At 66.9% G+C, this 17444-nt stretch carries 12 protein-coding genes; 7 read left to right on the top strand and 5 right to left on the bottom strand.

From position 1 onward, the window contains the following. Positions 1-30 precede the first annotated feature (30 nt). From AC3WJD_RS02445 to AC3WJD_RS02425, 5 genes are all read left to right on the top strand, one after another. Positions 31-570, top strand: a complete 540-nt coding sequence (locus AC3WJD_RS02445; protein ID WP_492744205.1) for an RrF2 family transcriptional regulator — start codon at positions 31-33, stop codon at positions 568-570. A 12-nt stretch (positions 571-582) separates the two neighbouring features. Continuing rightward, the gene (locus AC3WJD_RS02440) at positions 583-1233 is read left to right on the top strand and encodes a response regulator transcription factor (protein WP_492744203.1); all 651 of its coding nucleotides are present in this window, start codon (positions 583-585) and stop codon (positions 1231-1233) included. Positions 1234-1335: 102 nt separating this feature from the next. Next, a complete protein-coding gene (locus tag AC3WJD_RS02435; protein WP_492744201.1) occupies positions 1336-1692 on the top strand; it encodes a response regulator transcription factor in 357 nt (118 codons plus the stop codon). A gap of 34 nt (positions 1693-1726) precedes the next feature. After that, positions 1727-3802, top strand: a complete 2076-nt coding sequence (locus AC3WJD_RS02430) for a PAS domain-containing sensor histidine kinase (RefSeq protein ID WP_492744199.1) — start codon at positions 1727-1729, stop codon at positions 3800-3802. A 120-nt stretch (positions 3803-3922) separates the two neighbouring features. Further along, on the top strand, positions 3923-5185 hold the full coding sequence (locus AC3WJD_RS02425; protein WP_492744197.1) for a thiolase family protein: 1263 nt from the start codon (positions 3923-3925) through the stop codon (positions 5183-5185). Positions 5186-5194: 9 nt separating this feature from the next. Here AC3WJD_RS02425 and AC3WJD_RS02420 read toward each other — a convergent pair whose 3' ends face one another. The 5 genes from AC3WJD_RS02420 to AC3WJD_RS02400 form a co-directional block, all read right to left on the bottom strand. Next, positions 5195-6880, bottom strand: a complete 1686-nt coding sequence (locus AC3WJD_RS02420; protein WP_492744195.1) for a TIR domain-containing protein — start codon at positions 6878-6880, stop codon at positions 5195-5197. 186 nt (positions 6881-7066) lie between these two features. Then, the gene (locus AC3WJD_RS02415; protein ID WP_492744193.1) at positions 7067-10117 is read right to left on the bottom strand and encodes an NAD(P)-binding protein; all 3051 of its coding nucleotides are present in this window, start codon (positions 10115-10117) and stop codon (positions 7067-7069) included. Further along, the gene (locus AC3WJD_RS02410) at positions 10114-11085 is read right to left on the bottom strand and encodes a carotenoid biosynthesis protein (protein ID WP_492744191.1); all 972 of its coding nucleotides are present in this window, start codon (positions 11083-11085) and stop codon (positions 10114-10116) included. The genes AC3WJD_RS02415 and AC3WJD_RS02410 overlap by 4 nt, the downstream gene beginning before the upstream one ends. 15 nt (positions 11086-11100) lie before the next feature. Further along, positions 11101-13104, bottom strand: a complete 2004-nt coding sequence (locus tag AC3WJD_RS02405; protein WP_492744190.1) for a hypothetical protein — start codon at positions 13102-13104, stop codon at positions 11101-11103. A gap of 215 nt (positions 13105-13319) precedes the next feature. After that, positions 13320-14060, bottom strand: coding sequence for an arylesterase (locus AC3WJD_RS02400; protein WP_492744188.1), 741 nt, complete (start codon positions 14058-14060; stop codon positions 13320-13322). On the opposite strand from AC3WJD_RS02400, the gene AC3WJD_RS02395 reads away from it, so the two are divergent. Beyond that, a complete protein-coding gene (locus AC3WJD_RS02395) occupies positions 14059-14760 on the top strand; it encodes an ABC transporter ATP-binding protein (RefSeq protein WP_492744187.1) in 702 nt (233 codons plus the stop codon). The genes AC3WJD_RS02400 and AC3WJD_RS02395 overlap by 2 nt on opposite strands. After that, positions 14757-17282, top strand: coding sequence for an ABC transporter permease (locus AC3WJD_RS02390; RefSeq protein ID WP_492744185.1), 2526 nt, complete (start codon positions 14757-14759; stop codon positions 17280-17282). The genes AC3WJD_RS02395 and AC3WJD_RS02390 overlap by 4 nt, the downstream gene beginning before the upstream one ends. The last annotated feature ends 162 nt before the right edge of the window (positions 17283-17444 follow it).

The raw sequence follows: 17444 nt of genomic DNA, 5'->3' as shown, positions 1-17444 counted from the left end.
TGATAAACACGGACTGATATAGTCCGCGTTATGGCGCACCTTACTGTCAGCGTGGAATATGGGATCCATTGCCTGCTCTTCCTGGTCGGCGCGAGCGACAGGCCCGCCAGCAGCCGCGATCTCGCAGAGTTTCAGGGCGTGTCGCCAAGCTTGGTTGCGAAGATCTTCGCCAGGCTCGAAAAGGCCGGCATCGTTGATTCCTCGGAGGGGGTGCGGGGTGGCTATCGCCTCGCCCGGCCGCCTGAGCATATCAGCTTCCTTGAGATCGTGGATGCGATCGATGGCCACAAGCCCTTGTTCGACTGTCAGGAGATTCGCGGCCGCTGTGCGGTATTCGGCGACGTGCCGCCGACCTGGGCGACAAAGGGCGTCTGCGGGATCCACGCCGTGATGCTCAACGCCGAAAAGGCGATGCGCGACAGCCTCGCCAGCCAGTCGCTGGCCGATGTCGCCAATGTCGTCGAGCGCAAGGCACCCGTCGACTTTTCGAACAATGTCAGGGACTGGTTCGACGATCGGATCAGCGCCCGTATTCGCCGACCGCGGACGTCGGGCGTTGGCGCCGGATAAGAGGATAGCTTCATGACCCCCGCATGTGCAGAAGCCGAACGCCCGCTGGTGCTCATCGTCGATGACGATGCCGAAGTCCGCACCGCAATCCGGGAGCTCATGCACTCGGTCGACATCGATGCGACCTGTTTCGGCTCGCCGCGAGAGGTTCTGGAAGCCGATCTGCCCGAACGCGCGGGCTGCATGGTCGTCGACGTCCGCATGCCAGGTTCGAGCGGGCTCGACCTTCAGCAGCAGCTCGCCTCATCGGGCAACACCAAGCCGATCGTCTTCCTCACCGGCCATGGCGACATTCCGATGTCGGTCCAGGCCATGAAGGCGGGCGCCATCGATTTCCTGACCAAGCCGTTCCGGGATCAGACGCTGCTCGACGCTGTGACGGCGGGCATCGAACGCGACGTCGTGCGGCGCGCGCATGACCAGATCGTCAGGCAACATGCCGAGCGCTTCGCCACGCTGACACCGCGCGAAAGCCAGGTGTTTCGCGAGGTGGCGCGCGGCCGGCTCAACAAGCAGATCGCGTTCGACCTGTGCATCAGCGAGATCACCGTCAAGCTTCATCGCAGCAACGTCATGAAGAAGATGCAGGCCGCATCGATCGGCGAACTCATCCGGGCGTGGGAGCTGCTCCCCGCCGAGCTGCGCGAGAAGCCAGCGACCTAGACCATGGTATGGTTTCAGGTGATCCTGTGTTGAGCAACAATGGGTTAGTGGCCGATCCGGTCGCGTTGATGAAGGGCCATGCGCTTGCCCAGGACTCCAGTTGTGGCGATCGTGGACGATGACGAAGCCGTCCGCGAATCCCTGGCCGATCTTTTGCAGGTGCTGGGTCTGCGGTGCCGCCTGTTCGATCGCGCGACGAACTTCCTCGCGGATTACGTACCCGGGCGCTTCGATTGCCTGATAACCGATATTCGCATGCCCGGGCTGAACGGGCTCGAACTGTGCGATCGGCTCAACGCGCTTGGGTCGTCGATGCCGGTTATCATCCTCACCTCGGTGGTCGACGAGCGCGCCCGGGCGCGTGCGCTCGAAGGAGGCGTGCTTGCGTGGCTGACAAAGCCTGTCGCCGATGACATACTTCTCTCCCATTTGAACGCCGCGCTCGGCCGCGACGGATAGTCCGGCGGCGAACCTCGCAGGGAGTGAGTTTCCGGTGGCGGATACGACCAGGACATCCTACTCCTCCATCCCTCCAGAGGCGATGCCGGCATCGCCCGGCGACATGGGCATTGCCGACCTCGCCTCTGAAAGCGTGATCGTCTTCGATGTCGCTGGAATCATCCGCTACTGGAACCCCGCTTCCGAAACCCTGTACGGCTGGCCGGCCCTTGCGGTCACCGGTGGCGACCCCGGCTTCCTGTCGACGAACGCAGCCGATGACGCCGAGCACTGGCGGCTGCTCCTCCAGGAGGGAAAGTGGGAAGGTACCGTGCAACGGCGAACGGCGGCGGGCACGCACATCACTGCCGCGATCCGGCAAACCGTGCGGTGCAATCCCGATGGAACTCGCCGTGACATCGTCGAATATGGACGCTGGGCGCGGACCGATATCTGGCATGCCACGTCCCCCGACGCTAGTTTCAATCATTTCATGGCGGCATGCTGGGAGCTCGACACCCACGAGGCGCGACCGCTGCTCGAGTCGATCGCGGTGCTCCGGCGACGCGGGCTCGGTGAGCGACGGATGCGCCAACCCCAATGGGCCGATGAACTGCTGAAGGCTACGCGGATCGTCGATGTCAACGATCGTACGGTGCGCGTGGTGGGGGGGGATGCCACGCGCGAGGAGATGATCGGCCAGTCCGTTGCCGCCTTCTGGCCTGTGGAGAGCCGTTCGATCCTTGCCGAGCTGCTGGTCGATGCCGCAACCGATTGCACGGCCGCCGGGCCCTGGACGCGCGAGATCGCCTCCGACGGAATCCTCCGCGATCCCGTCGTCACGGTTTGGCGTCGCGCCGATCGCGGTCTTTCGGACATCATTTTCGTGGCGGTGAGGGGCGGTCCCGATGATGACCGCTCATTCTGGTATGTGCGCGCGAGCGAGGAGCGCTATCGCAAGCTCATCCACGCAATGCCGGTCGCGCTCTGGCAGGTCGATGCGTCCGGCATGGAGCCGATCTTCGCCGAGATCAGGGCCGGGGGTGTGACCGACCTCGACCTCTATATTGCCAGCCATCCCGAACTCGTCGAACTGGCTTGCGATACCGTGCGCGTGACCGAAATCAATCTCAACGCGATCCTGCTTTTCGGAGGCAACGGCCCTGCGGACTTCATCAGGCCCGTCCGTTATCTGTTCGCCGAAGCCAAGGAGACCCTGAGGCGCGTGATGGTGGCTCGCTTCAACGGGCAACGAAATTACGGCGAACTGACGAAGGTACGAACTTTCGATGGCCGATTGCTCGACGTCCAGCTGTCCGTGACCTACCCGACGCCCCCCGAGCAGCTCGATGTGACGCTCCTCTGCATCGAGGATGTAAGCGACCGCCTTCGCACCGAGGCCCAGCTCAGGCAGCTCCAGGCGGATTTCGCGCACGCGGCGCGCGTCTTCACGCTGGGCGAGCTGACGACGTCGATCGCGCACGAGGTCAATCAGCCACTGGCTGCCATCGTGACCAACGCCGAGACGAGCCTTCGCTGGCTTGCGCGCGCTGACCCCAATATCGCCAAGGTCGAACAGCTCACATCACGTATCGTCGCGAGCGCGCGCCGCGCGAACGAGATCGTCCAGCGTATCCGCGGCATGGCGGCGAAGCACCGGCCCGAACGGGCGCCGCTCGACCTGAACGAGATCGCCCGCGAGGCGTTGCTCTTCATGCGGCACGAGATCGAATCGCAATCGATCGAGGTCTCGGCGAACTTTGACTGCCCGCTTCCGATCGTCATCGGCGACCGGGTCCAGCTGCAGCAGGTGATCGTCAACCTGCTGCTCAACAGTGTCCAGGCCATCGAACAGCGTGGCGGAGACGACCGCCGCATCGAACTCGGCACAAGCCTGGACCGTGAGGGACAGGTCGTCTTCTCGATACACGACAGCGGCCCGGGCATCCCCGCCACGGACCTTGAGCGCATCTTCGATGGCTTCTTCACGACCAAGGAAGGCGGTATGGGTATCGGCCTTGCCATTTGCCAGTCGATCATCGCGGCGCATGGAGGCACGATCGTGGCGTCCAACCATCCCGATGGCGGCGCGCAAGTCCGCTTTGCGATTCCGGCGGCGGTAGCCTGTTAGCATCCGGTCACGGCGATCCCGCGCCTCGGGAACGTGTTTCGCTCCGCCATCGACGAATCGGCAGCAGTCGGGCACGGTTGCACCGGTCAGGAATGACGTCAGCTCTTTGGAGAGGCACCCATGCAGCGTTTCGCCCAAAAGACCTTCATCGCTTCCGGCTTGCGCACGCCCTTCGGGCGCGGCGGCGGCGCGCTCGCCGATCATGATGCGACCAGCCTGTCGGTTCCGCTCGCCAGGGCAATGGCGGAACGCGCACGCCCCGACCTGTTCGTCTGGGGAACGGTGATCCCGAGCCTCGGCTGGAGCAATATCGGGCGCGAGATCTGGCTCGATGCGGGGCTCGATCCGACCGTGCCCGCCTTTTCGGCGGTGCTTGCCTGTTCGACCAGCATGGTGGCCGCCTTTGCGGCGGCGGGTATGCTCGGCGGCAGCGCAGATCTGGCGCTTGTCGGCGGTGCGGAGGTGATGAGCAATCCGCCGATCGGGCTCAAGCTCGACGCATCCAAGCGGATCGTGAAGCTGTTCCGCGAGAATCCGCCAGCAGCGCTGGCCGCGCTGCAGGCGCTGACGCCCGACGATCTCGTCCTGCCCCTCAAGGGCTGGGCCAACCGGATCACCGGCCGGACGATGGGCGACCATATGGAGGAGACCGCGCAGGCCTGGAGCATCGGCCGGGCGGCGCAGGACGACTGGGCGCTCAAGAGCCACCAGCGCGCGGTCGCGGGATGGGAGAACGGCTTCTTCGACGATCTCGTGATCGCGCTTCCCGAGCTCGCGCGCGACGCCAATCCGCGCGCCGACACGTCTGCCGAAAAGCTCGCGGCGCTCGCCCCTGCCTTCGACAAGTCGGGCAAGGGCTCGCTCACCGCGGGCAACAGCTCGCCGATCACCGATGGTGCGGCCGCCTGCTGGGTCGCGACCGAGGCCGGGATCGCGAAGCTGCCCGGCGACACGCCTTACGCCGAACTGGTCGATCACGAAGTCGCCGCGGTCGATCACGCCGTTGACGGCCTGCTGATGGCGCCGAGCTTCGCGATACCGCGGCTGCTCGCACGCCATGGGCTTAAATATGCCGACATTGCGCTGTGGGAAATCCACGAAGCCTTTGCGGCGCAGGTGCTTGCCAATGTCGCGGCGCTGGAGAAGCCCGGCTGGACGCGCGATCGCGCAGGCGTGGATTTCGATTTCGGCGCGTTCCCGTGGGATCGGGTCAATCCCAATGGCGGATCGGTCGCGATCGGGCATCCCTTTGCGGCGACCGGCGCGCGCGATCTCAGCCAGGCGGTCAAGGAATTGTGGGCCGCTCCATCGGGATCGTTCGCGATCGTCAGCGTGTGCGCCGATGGCGGCCACGGCACGGTGGCGCTGCTGCGCCGCCCCTGACCGCCCGGTTCAGTGCTGCAGCTGCGCAACGGCGTCGTCGGTCTGTTCCCACATGACGCGCATGTGTTCGATGACCTCACGGGCCACCGCATTGTTGGCGAGGCCGCGCCGCATGATCCGCTCCCAGGCCGCCAGCGGTATTGCCGGCTCGAGTTGCCGCACCTTCTGCATCGCTGCGCGCGCTTCATCGGAGCGTTCCATCAGCGACGCGGCAATGGCCTGTCCCAGATAGCCGCTGGTCGCGCCCGGGTTGAGTCGTGTCGCGTGCGCATAGGCGAGCGACGCCGCCCCCCAGTCGCGCTTGCGGATATATGCCGATCCGCGCCAGATGTGCGACGCGAACAGCGTGTGCGAGCCCGGCGCGGCCTTCAGCTCGGCATCGAGATGCGCCAGCGCCTCGTCGGTGCGATCGAGCAGCAGGCACGCGACCGCGCAGCTATAGTGCGCGAGCCCGAAATTGGGGCTGAGCTGGATCGCGCGTTCGGCGGGGCCGATCGCCTCCTGCGGGCGACCGATATAGTTGAAGGCCTCTGCGACATGGGCGAGCACCATCGCACTGTCGGGCTCGAGCGCGAGCGCGCGGTCGATATGCCCGGTGATCGCGCTGATCGCCGCAGCGTCGTCGGGGGAGGTCCACATGTAAACCGTGGCCTGCGCATCCGCGAGCATCGCATGCGCCAGCGCATAATCGGGTGACAGCTCGACCGCGCGCTTGGCCTCATGCAACGCATGGACCACCGATTGCGGGCTGATCTGGCGATAGGAGGCGATCGCGCGCGTCACGCACTCCCACGCGGTGAGGTCGCTGGGCTTCCTGAGCGCGCGTTCCATCTCGACGCGGTGGACCTGCGAATCGAGATGCGCTGCCACGTCGAGGACGAGCTCCTCCTGCAGCGCGGCGAGCTCGGACAGGGGGCGCTCGAACTTCTGTGTCCACAGGATCGCGCCGCCCGCGGCCTCGACCAGTTGCGCGGTGACACGCAGATCGCTGCCGACGCGGCGGACATTGCCCTCCATGACGTAGCGCACGCCAAGCTGCCTGGCCATGACGTCGAGATCGGGCACCCCGCCGTTGCGGTAGCGCGCGGTGGCCGAGCTCGCGATGACGCGCAGATTGACCCCCTGCGACAGCGCGTCGATCACGTCCTCGACCATGCCGATCGCGAAAACATCGTCTTCGGCCAGCCCCGAGCGATTGGTGAAGGGCAGAACCGCCAGGCTCGGTGCCTCGCCGTGCCGGTCCGGAACGGGCGTGGCGGGTTGCTGTGCCGCGGGGGGCTGCTGGATCTCGACACCGGCGCCGCCGCGGCTGACGAAATCGCGGACATCGCGCGCAAAGGCCTGCCATGCCGAATCGCTTCGGTCCCCACGCCAATGACCGAGTTCGGCGGTCTGCGTCAGCTCGAACATGATCGGCCGTTCGCAGGGTTCGATCATCACCGGGACCAGCGTGCGGTTGCGATCGGCGAGCGTCGCCTCGGCACGCACCCAACGTGACGTCACCGAACGCGGCGACCACAGCACTACGACCGCACTCGCGCCGCGCAGCGCCGCCTCGGTCACCTCGTCATAGGACTGGCCCGATCGCAGCGTGACATCCCACCACACCGAATGTCCCTCGGCCTCGAGCGCCTCGGCGAAAAGGCGCGCGACCGTCTGGTCTTCCCGATTGTAGGAGAGGAAGATGTCGGGCAAGCGGCTCTCCTCACGCGGGCAAGGGGTTCCGGCGATCGCAGGCCAACCAGCCATGGTGCAAGCCCATGCCCGACGTCGAGATAAGAGCCGCACCGGGCGCTGGTCCCGCCCGCCGCGTGGCGTTTCTTATGCCCCAAATGCCGCGCCGCAACAATCGGAGTTTGCCCGCGGCCACGCGTGGCTTGGCTATGCCTGCCACAATATCCGGCCGGGATGGATCACCATGTCGTAGGTGATTTCGACCGCGGTCACGCGCTGCTGCGGCACAATCCCGAAATCGCTCGCGATCGGCGAGCTGTCGAGCGCTTCGAGTACCATGTCGAAGTCGACAAGATGCGGCGCGGCGTCAAAGCGCGTCACCTGGCCCATCGCCTCGGTGATCGCCTGATAGCAGGCGTTGCGGCCGTCGGCGACGTCGCGGAACTGCTTGAGGAATAGCTGGGGGACGCGTTCCGCGAGCAGGTCTCCGATACTGTCGATCGTGAACCCCAGACCCGGGTGCCATTGATCGATCGCGGGCGCGATATGCGCGTGCAATGCGCGCGCCGCGTCGGTGAAGGAACCGATATTCTCCATCGTTGCGCTGGCCCGCTGGCCCGCTGGCGACAGCGTGAGCAAGCGGTGGCGCTTCTCCTCTTGATCCGGGCCGAAGGTCTTTGTGGCGAACAGGTCGACGCTCAGCGTCCCCGCCGGCTGATCGGGATCGCCTGGCACCGCGATCCAGCCGCGCTGCTTCATATAGCCGAAGATCTCGCGGCCCGAGGCGATCGCCACCGGATTGTCGAGGATAAGATAGGGCATCACGAAATCGAAATGCGTCGCGATCGTCCGCCCGCCTTCCTCCTGCACGCGCACTGCGGGGATCCAGAAGGTCAGCTCGCGCTCGGGTGACCAGCCCATTTCGGGGACATCAATGAATACGCCGTGGCCGATATCGACCACCGATACCATCATCACGGGCGCGAGCGGCCGTACCTGCACCGCGCCGTTGCTGGGGGCATCGAACAGCTTGCGGCAGAAGGCGGTGAGCCTGTTGGCATCGGCCTCGACCAGAAAGGCCCACATCCGCGTGCCCTTGAGGCTGACCGGTCCGGGGAAGGTCATCAGTCCGCCGTGCTCGACGTAGCGCGGCGGCGCTCCGCCGGTGCCGGGAGGGGCAACGAGACCGTCGAGCGCGTGCACATCGACGCGCCGGATCTCCTCGGGCAGCCCGGAAATCGCGTGCGAGGCGAGCATGCCCGACACCGTCGTCGCCTCGAACGAACCCAGGTTCTGGCCGTTCTGAATCCAGTCTCCCGCCAGGTAGAGGTTGGGATAGGTGGAATCGCTGGTCCGCATCCGAAGCCGGGACGATCCGGTCACGCTGAGCGTATAGCGCTCGCTCGGATCGATATTGGCGCGGCTGTAGCTGCTGGCGAGCGTGCCCTCACGCGGCCCGCCCTTGCCGAAGCGGTCCTTCCAGAACACGCTCGCATCGGCGTCGAGAAAGCCGCGCGCATTGGCATCGACGATGGTCTGGACCTGCGCGGGATAGTCGCCCTCGCTCGCCGGTGGCGGAAAGCGCGGGCAGGGGAGCGGGCCGCACGCGATCTGCTCGGACACCACCCCGCTCGACACGGGCCAGCGTTCGGTCCTGAGCACATCCGAAATGTCCGCCCAGCTGTCGAGATTGCTGCGGTCATAGGCACCCACCATCGCGGGGTACGACCAGCCGAGCGTCGTCTCGTCGGCGGTCATCCATGTCTGCAGGCTCTGCGTCGCGGTGGTCTGGATGGCGTCGACCATCGCTTGCCATTTCGCTTTCTGCGCGATCAGCTGCGCACAGATCGTCGGATGTGCGGCGGGCGGGATGGCGAGAACGAGCAGGTCATAGTCCTGCCCTGCGACAAGCGTCAGCGGTGCGCCGCTGTCCAGCCACGGCGTCCAGCGCGATTCGAGATCGACGCCCGCCGCTTCAAGCACCGCACCCTCGACGATCTGATCGTAGAGCGGCTGGTCTGGCCATACGCGCTGGCCCGAAGGCAGCGTCCGCAAGGGTGCGTATTCGGGCCCGATCAGCGCCACCTGCCTTCCGATCTTCACCTCGGCGATGGCCGTGCCATCCTCCGCCGGTACAAGTTCGTCCACGCGCGCGAAGAACTCGAAGCGCACCCCGCGCGCGTGGAGCACCTCATAGAGCGGCGCCATGATCAGGTCGCCGGTCGCGGTATTGAACTTCCAGATCAGCGAGCCCTGGTAGCAGGCGGTGTTCATCAACGAAAGGAACATCGTGCCCGCCTCGACATTGCCGTCGCCCTGCCAGTCGCCATCGGGGTAGGCGAATATGAGGTCGTAGAGCGAGCGCACCAGCGCCGATTCGACCGCGATCTCGCCCGCGCCGTGGCTCCTCAGCCATGCCTTGTAGTCGAGCGCATTGACGCGCTCGAGATTGGCGGCGGGATCGAGCAGGAGGCCGTCGCGCAAACCGCCGATCAGGCTCGACAGCGCAAGCTCCGCGAGGATCCAGAAGCGGCGGAGTTCGGTGTCCTGCGCCAGCCTGTCGGCGACGCATCGGTCCAGCCAGCGGCGGACATCGTCGAGCGCACCCGCCAGGGCCGCGTGGTGATGCGGCCGGTGGTTGGCGCTGTCGGGATCGAGCGCCTTGAACATCGCGATTGCCGCGCCAAGCAGATCGCGCCCCAGCGTGGCCGTTACCTGCTCGACCTCTCCCAAAATGCGGGCGATCAGCCTTTGCCACCAATGGCGCGGAGCGGCGCGTTCCCCGGCAAATGCCGCGCCATGCGTGTGCAGCGCGTGATGCTCGATCCATTCGAGGATCTGCACGAGCCGTTGCCAGAGGTCGGGCGGCGGATCGATCCCCGGCGTCCCCGGGAACACCGTGGCATTGATCACCCATGGTAGCCATTGGCCGTCCACCTGCTCCATCAGCGTCATCGATGCCTGCTGCGTGAAGCCTGCGCGCCAGTCGGCAAAGGGCGGATGCGCCGCCTCGCGGTAGAGCGCCTGCACCATGTGGAAGGCGTTCTCATACTGTCCCATGAACACGTGCAGGCCGTGTTCCTGGACGCGGTCGTGAACCGCGGCATTGCGCCCCGTCGCGCATTTGCCGCCGAGCCGCCAGCCGAGCTGATAGACCGTGACGTCGTAGCGTCCCTGCTGTTCGGGCTCGGTCAGGTTGAGCGCGGTGACGAGGCCGGCCAGACCGCCGCCCAGTATTGCTACGCGCTGCGCGCTCATCGCACTGCCTTTCGCCTGGAGGATCTGTGGATGGGGGGCGGGGAATGATGGTCATGGTGTGGCCACAGCGGCAGGTCGGTGCGGTTGGCGAACAGCTGGAAGCTGGCGAAGAGGAACGGGATCCCCATCGCAAAGGGCGAGATCAGGTGGATGTCGTCGATCTCGGGATAACCCAGCCACGCATCGATGATCGCCATCGTGCCATAGGCGGCGACGGGCAGCCATGCCATCATCCGCGAGCGCGCGCCGCGCCAAGGGTGATGGGGGAGGCGTGTCTCGGACCAGCGAAACAGCAGGAACACCACGAACGTGGTCAAGATCCAGCCGCGATAATTGAGCAGCGGTACGCCGAAATGCTCGCCGCCGTCCGCCCAGATCCAGGCGGGGTGGCCGACATTGGTTTCGTCGAGCAGCATGGGCAGACACGCCGCGCTTCCGGTCTCGCACGGATGGAAGCTCATGATCGGGTCCATCGTCAGGTCCCAGGCGGTCATCACCAGCGCGCTTAGCGCCGACATCCATGCGATCCAGGCGACCCCCGTCCTGACCGCGACCGGACTGCTTTCGGCGAGCAGGTTGGTGACGACATAGCTCGGGTAGAACATCATGTACCAGGCGAACGGGATCAGCACCGGGATCCGCCCGAACAGCTTGGCACCCAGCAGGTCGGTATAGCGATAGGGGCCGAAAATCGTGCCCGTGCTCTGGCCGACATATTCGAAGCAGAACGAAATGATGACGCACAGCCCCAGCAGGACGAGCGCACGCCGCCAGCCCAGCATCACGGTCGAATGGAGGAAGCAGAACAGCGCCATGATCGGCACGAGGATCGACCAGGGCAGCCGTTCGAGCGGAAGATTGAAGCCGCCGGTCTTGATGCCGGCATAGAATATGGCGGCGACCACGAACAGCAGCATCAGCCAGACCGATGCCGGAACCTTGGCGTGCGACGCTTGGTGCGGTTCCATCGTCCATTCTCCGTTTCAGGCAGGGATCGAAATCTGCTTTCCTCCGAACACCGATTGCCAACTCTCGATTTCGGCGACCACGATCGCGTCGGTCGCGTGGGCCAGCTCGGCGACCGACGCGTAATCGAGCGCGCTGTCGGGCGCTGCGCGCAACAGTTCGATCCGTCGATGCACCGCATCGAGCTTCTCGGCGGCGACTTCCGAAATCGCGGCGAACCGCTCGAAATCGCCGAAGAAGCGGATGCCCGCGATCGCGCTGGCGAAGGACGGAAAGATCACCCCGAACAGCGTGAAATATTTGGAGGCATGGACCAGCAGCTCGGCATCGAAATAGCCCAGCGAAGTCGCCAGCTTGAGCGCGAGATAGGCGACGACCGAGATCACCGCGAACAGGAAGAGCACGCCCGATAGCAGGTCAAGGCGATGATGGACGCGCTTCAGCCGGTGCGCCTTGGCGAAATGATAGTCGCGCTGCGACGTGACATGTTCGGCCAGCGGGCCTTCCAGCGCCTGACGCAGATAGGCGGAGCTTATCGTCACCCGCGGCAGGCCGATTTCGCGGATGGCCTGGCGGGCATACCATTCGGGCCATGACGTTGTCGTGCCGCGCGGCCAGCGTCCGGGCGGACGGGTCACGCCAAGCAGGATCAGCAACGGGCTGTGCCGCAGATACTCGGCAACGCGCCGCGTCTCGAACCATCTCCCATGCCAGCGTTGGCGCTGTCCGGTGAAGGTGATGACCAGGATGCCCGCGACAAGCAGCAGTTCCAGCAGCGCGAACGGCCATTTCCCTTCGGTGCTGAAGAACGGCAGATAGATGATGCCGCCCACGACGGCGAGGCTCGACAGCAGGAAGCTGGCCATCATCCCGCCGCGATAGGCATCCGACAATCGCGCGGAGATCCCGTCGGCCCAGGCGAAACGGCGCAGCACCGCGCGTTCGATCGCGCCGGGCAGATTCGGGTCGCCCTGGGGCAGCGCGCGGACCTCGGCCAGAAGCATCGCGCCGCTGCCGCTGCCGACCTGTTCGGGGGGCTCGTAGTGCTGGACGATCGAGCGGAAGGGCGACAGACCCTGATCGCCGCCAAACAGCGCCTCGACGCGGCGATAGCCATGCGCGAGCGGATTGCTGCGGCCGTGCCAGCGTTCCTGCGTCAGCGTGGCGAGCCCGAGGTCGCCTGCTACGCGGGGCTGTGGCGCTTCGCCATCGGGGTCGAGCGCGGTGCGCACCAGCGCAAGCAGCGCGGCGTCACGGCCTGCGCTTTCTTCGCCGTCGGTCAGCGTTGCGAGCGATTCGGGTGCATGCAGGATTCGCCAAGCTTCGGGCTCCGCGGGATCGATCCAGATCACCGCCGAGCCGCGGTCGAGCGCAGCCGCCATGGTGTGGCCCGTACCCCCGACATGCGCGGTGGTGACGCCGTCCCACAGCGCGATGACGATGTCGGATTGCTCGACCAGCGCAATTCCTGCGAGTGCGATGCGCTGCGAGGCTTCGGCGCCGAACAGCCGCGCGGACTCGGCGGCGTCGGACTCGGTCCAGCGTGCCAGGAACAGCGCGGCGATCCGCGCGTCGCGGTCGGCCAGTTCGAACAGCCGCGCGTCACGATAGAACGCCTCGAGCGTCGCGGCACGCGCGGCGGTCGGGGCGTCGGCGACGGGTTTCCCCGCCAGCAGCGCCCGCGCATCGACCGCCGTCCCCGGCGCCGTATTGATCGCCGTGTTGAGCTGCCGGCCAAAGGGCAGCGGGCACGACAGCTCCCAGCCGCGATCGCGCGCAAGCCGCGCCGCAATCTGGTCGGCGCCGTCGGCGAGCAGGCAATGCAGCCGCGTCTGAGCTGTGGGCGGGGCGTTGGGTATCGCCGGGGCGAGCGAAACGCCGCGGTCGATGCAATCGAGGATGGCGCCGAAACACGCTTCTATCCGGGCATGGTTGGCGGCAACCCGCGGATGCGTCGCGCGATGGCCGGTGACGCCAATGCAGAGCCGTCGCGCCGGCACGGGCGGCGCCGCTGGGTTCATTGGACCTGCTCGGGCATCAAACCCCCTTACCGGCCTTTGCCGCGCAACGCGCAAGCGCGTCCGGGTCGCTCCGAATTGCATGGAAAACGGTACCGAAGTGGAATGCAAAGCGAAACGGGTGGCGGTTATTACGCAAGCCTCGCGCCGCGCACGCGAGCGTGGCGGCTGGCTCTATTGCGGCCGAATCTGCAGGACGATCCCGGCCATGTCCGGGATCAGCGGGCCCCCGCGGTCGGTTGAGCGAGGTTCGTTGCCACGAGCGGCGCGATCCGGTCGACGACGATGTCCACGCCATCGGGATTGGGGTGCATGCCGTCGGGGAGCAGCAGCGCGCGGTTGCCGATCACGCCGTCAAGGAAGAAAGGATAGATCTCTACGCCGTACTTCTTCGCGAGCTCGGGATAGATCGGGTTGAAGGCCCTGGCATAATCAGGTCCCATATTGGGGGCGGCCAGCATGCCGGTCAGCATCGCCGGAATGCCGCGTCTTTTCAGCTCGCTCAGGATCGCGTCGAGATTGTCGCGCGTCACCTCGGGGCTGAGGCCGCGCAGCATGTCGTTCGCACCGAGCCCCACGATGACGAGATCGGGCTTGCGGTCGAGCCCGTCGAGCGTGAAGGCGAGGCGTTGCAGGCCCGCGGCGCTCGTATCGCCCGAGACGCCGGCGTTGAACACGCGCGCCTTGACGCCGCGCGAGGAGAGGCGCCGTTCGAGCGCGGGGGCAAAGCCTTGATCCTGTGCGAGGCCGTAGCCGGCAAAGAGACTGTCCCCGAAGGCGACGACGAGCCGCGCGTCCGCGGCGGGGGCAGCGGGCGCGGCGGGAGCCTGCGTACTGGTGACGTTCGAGGGCGCATCGGCTTCCTGTTCCGCCGGCGAACAGCCCGTCGCCAGCTGGACAATCAGCAAAGCCGCTCCATATTGCCAGAATCCGCCCGCCAAGGAGTATCCCCTCTTCATGCACGCACCCGTTGATCTCGACGCTATGGCGATCCGCGCGCGCAATGTCACCCTGTCGCTGGGGACCCGCGAGGCGCCGGTCGAGATCCTGAAGGGTATCGATCTGGACATCGCGCCCGGCGAAAGCCTGGCGATCCTCGGCGCTTCGGGTTCGGGAAAGTCTTCGTTGATGGCGGTGCTCTCGGGGCTCGAGCGCGCGAGCAGCGGCAGCGTCATCGTCGGCGGTGTCGATCACGGCGCGCTCGACGAGGATGCGCTGGCGCGCGCACGGCGCGGCCGGATCGGGATCGTCCTCCAGTCCTTCCACCTGCTGCCGACGATGACCGCACTGGAGAACGTGGCGGTCCCGCTCGAGCTCGCAGGCGAGGGGGACGCCTTTGCGCGCGCCGCCGACGAACTCGCCGCGGTCGGGCTCGGCCACCGGCTCCATCATTATCCCGCGCAGCTTTCGGGGGGCGAGCAGCAGCGCGTGGCGATCGCGCGCGCGGTGGCGCCCGGCCCCGCGATCCTCTTTGCCGACGAGCCCACGGGCAATCTCGACGCCGCCACGGGCGCGGCGGTGATCGACCTGCTCTTCGCGCGCCGCCAGGCAACGGGCGCGACCTTGCTGATCATCACGCATGATCCCGCGCTGGCGGGGCATTGCGATCGCATCGTCGAGATGCGCGATGGCCGCATCATCGCCGAGCGGCACCCGTGAACGATCTCGGCTGGCGCGGGAGCTGGCGCATCGCGCGCCGCGACCTCCATGCGGGCTTCCGCGGGCTGCGGCTGCTCTTCGTCTGCCTCTTTCTGGGCGTCGCGACGCTCGCGGCAATCGCGAGCCTGACCGCATCGATCACCGACGAGCTCGCCGCGCGCGGCCAGACGCTTCTGGGCGGCGATATCGAGATCGCGATGACCCAGCGCGAGGCGAGCGCCGGGGAAAAGGCCGAATTGCGCAAGCTGGGAATGCTGAGCGAGACGATCCGCATGCGCGCCATGGCGCAGCGCACGGGCGGGGCGGGGGACGATGCCCCCGCGGCGGTGCTCACCGAACTCAAGGGCGTCGACGACGCCTATCCGCTGTTCGGCACGCTTGCGCTGCGCAACGGGACCTATGCCCCGCCGCTCGCGCCCGACCGGATTCTGGTCGGCGAAGCGCTGGCCGACCGCCTCGCCGTCGCGCCGGGGGATCGGCTGCGCTATGGCGAGGCCCATTTCATCATCGCGGACGTCATCGCCGACGAGCCCGATCGCGTAGGAGAGGGTTTCACGCTCGGCCCCGTTGCGCTCGTCTCTATCGAGGGCGTGCGCCGCACCGGGCTGATCCAGCCGGGCAGCCTGTTCGAGAGCAAATACCGCCTGCGCCTCGCGGCCGGCACCGACGCGGCGGCGCTGCGCGAACGGCTCGAGAAGCGCCATGCCTCGGCGGGCTGGGAGTTCAAGGACCGCGACCGCGCGGCGCCCGGCGCCAACCGCTTCTTCGAACGGATGGGGCAGTTCCTGTCGCTGATCGGGCTCACCGCGCTGGTGATCGCGGGGATCGGCGTCAGCAACGGGGTGTCCTCCTATCTCGCGCTCAAGCGTCCGGGGATCGCGACGCTCAAGGTGCTCGGCGCGAGCTCGGGGGACATTGCGCGGATCTATCTGTTGCAAGTCGGCGCTATCGCCGCATTCGCGATCGGCTGCGGGCTCGTGGTGGGAGCATTGCTGCCGCCCGCCATCGTCGCGCTTGCGGGGGACATGCTGCCCGTCCGCCCGGGTTTCCAGCTCCATCCCTTACCGCTCGCGACGAGCGCCGCCTATGGCCTGCTCATCGCGCTGATCTTCACGCTGCCGCCGCTGGCGCGCGCAAGGACACAGCCCGCGGCGGCGATCTTTCGCGCGCATGTCGATCCCGACCGGCGCATCGAGCGCCGCAGCGCTCTACTGGTGACGCTGGCGGGCGCGGCGCTGGTCGGGCTCGCCCTCATCACCGCGCGCGAGCCGGTTTTCTCCGCCGCCGTGCTCGGCGCGACCGCCGCGGTGCTTCTGCTCCTCCTCCTGCTTGGCTGGGGCATAAGCCGGCTGGCGAAGCGGGTGCCGCGCCCGCGCCGGCCGCTCTGGCGGCTCGCCATCGCCAACCTCTATCGGCCGGGCGCGCAGACCTCCGCGCTCGTGATCGCGCTCGGGCTCGCGCTGACGCTGTTCGTGACGCTTGCGGGCATCCAGACCAGCCTCGACGCGGAGATCAGCCGGACCGTCCCCAAAAAGGCACCCAATCTGTTCGTCCTCGACATCCCCGCCACCGAGGAGTCGCGCTTCCGCACGCTCGTCGCGGGCGCGGCGCACGATCCGCAGATCAACATCGTTCCCGCGCTTCGCGGCACGATCGTCGCCTATGCCGGGCAGCGCGTCGCCGATCTGACGGAATTGCCCGAGGGCGCATGGTTCCTGCGCGGCGAACGGGGCGTCACCTACAGCGCCGCGCTTCCCGAGGGCAGCGATCTCGTCGCGGGCAGATGGTGGCCCGCCAGCTATAGCGGCCCGCCGCTGATCTCGCTCGACGCGCAAGCCGCGACAACGCTGGGCATCGGCGTGGGCGACACATTGACCGTCAGCGTGCTCGGCCGCGAGATCGAGGCGCGGATCGCCTCGTTGCGCAAGGTCAACTGGGACACGATGGGCTTCAACTATGTCCTCGTCTTCTCGCCTAACGCGCTCGCCAGTGCACCGCACAGCCTGGCGGCGACGATCACCATGCCGCCCGATCGCGACGCTGCGGTGACGCGCGCATTGCTCGGCGCGTTTCCGGGCGTGTCGGTGATCGCGGTGGGCGACGTGATCAGCCAGGTCGGCGGCCTGCTCGACCAGATGTCGAGCGCCATCCTCATCGCGGCCTCGGTCGCGATCTTCGCGGGAATCGCAGTGCTGATCGGCGCGATCGCGGCGTCGCGTCAGGCGCGCAGCTACGACAGCGTGATCCTCAAGACGCTGGGCGCGACGCGGCTCCAGGTGCTTGGCACGCAGACGCTCGAATATGGACTGCTCGCTGCGATTCTTGCGCTTGTTGCGCTTGCGCTCGGCAGTGCGGCCGCATGGTATGTGATCGTGCGGGTCTTCGACTTCGGATGGGCCCCCGATTGGGGTACCGTGCTCGGCACGCTCGCGGGCGGCGCGCTGCTGACGCTCGGCATTGGGCTGATCGGATCGATCCCGCTGATGTCGGTCCGCCCTGCGCGCGCGCTCCGCCAGCTCTAGGCTGAATCAACACAGATCGGCTCGATAGTCCCCGCATGTTGCGCGAAACGAAAGCGCGTCATGCCCGAATCCGACTCGATTCGCGCGCCGCTGGCGCCGGCGACATCGGCTGCGCCCCTTCCAGGTAATATTTTCCGACGGTGGCGCGCCCGGTTTTATGGT

The organism is Sphingobium sp. FW306-1B-F04DB, from assembly GCF_058781925.1.
Note: the sequence above shows the minus strand (reverse complement) of the source record. Positions and strands in the feature narration are given on the sequence as shown.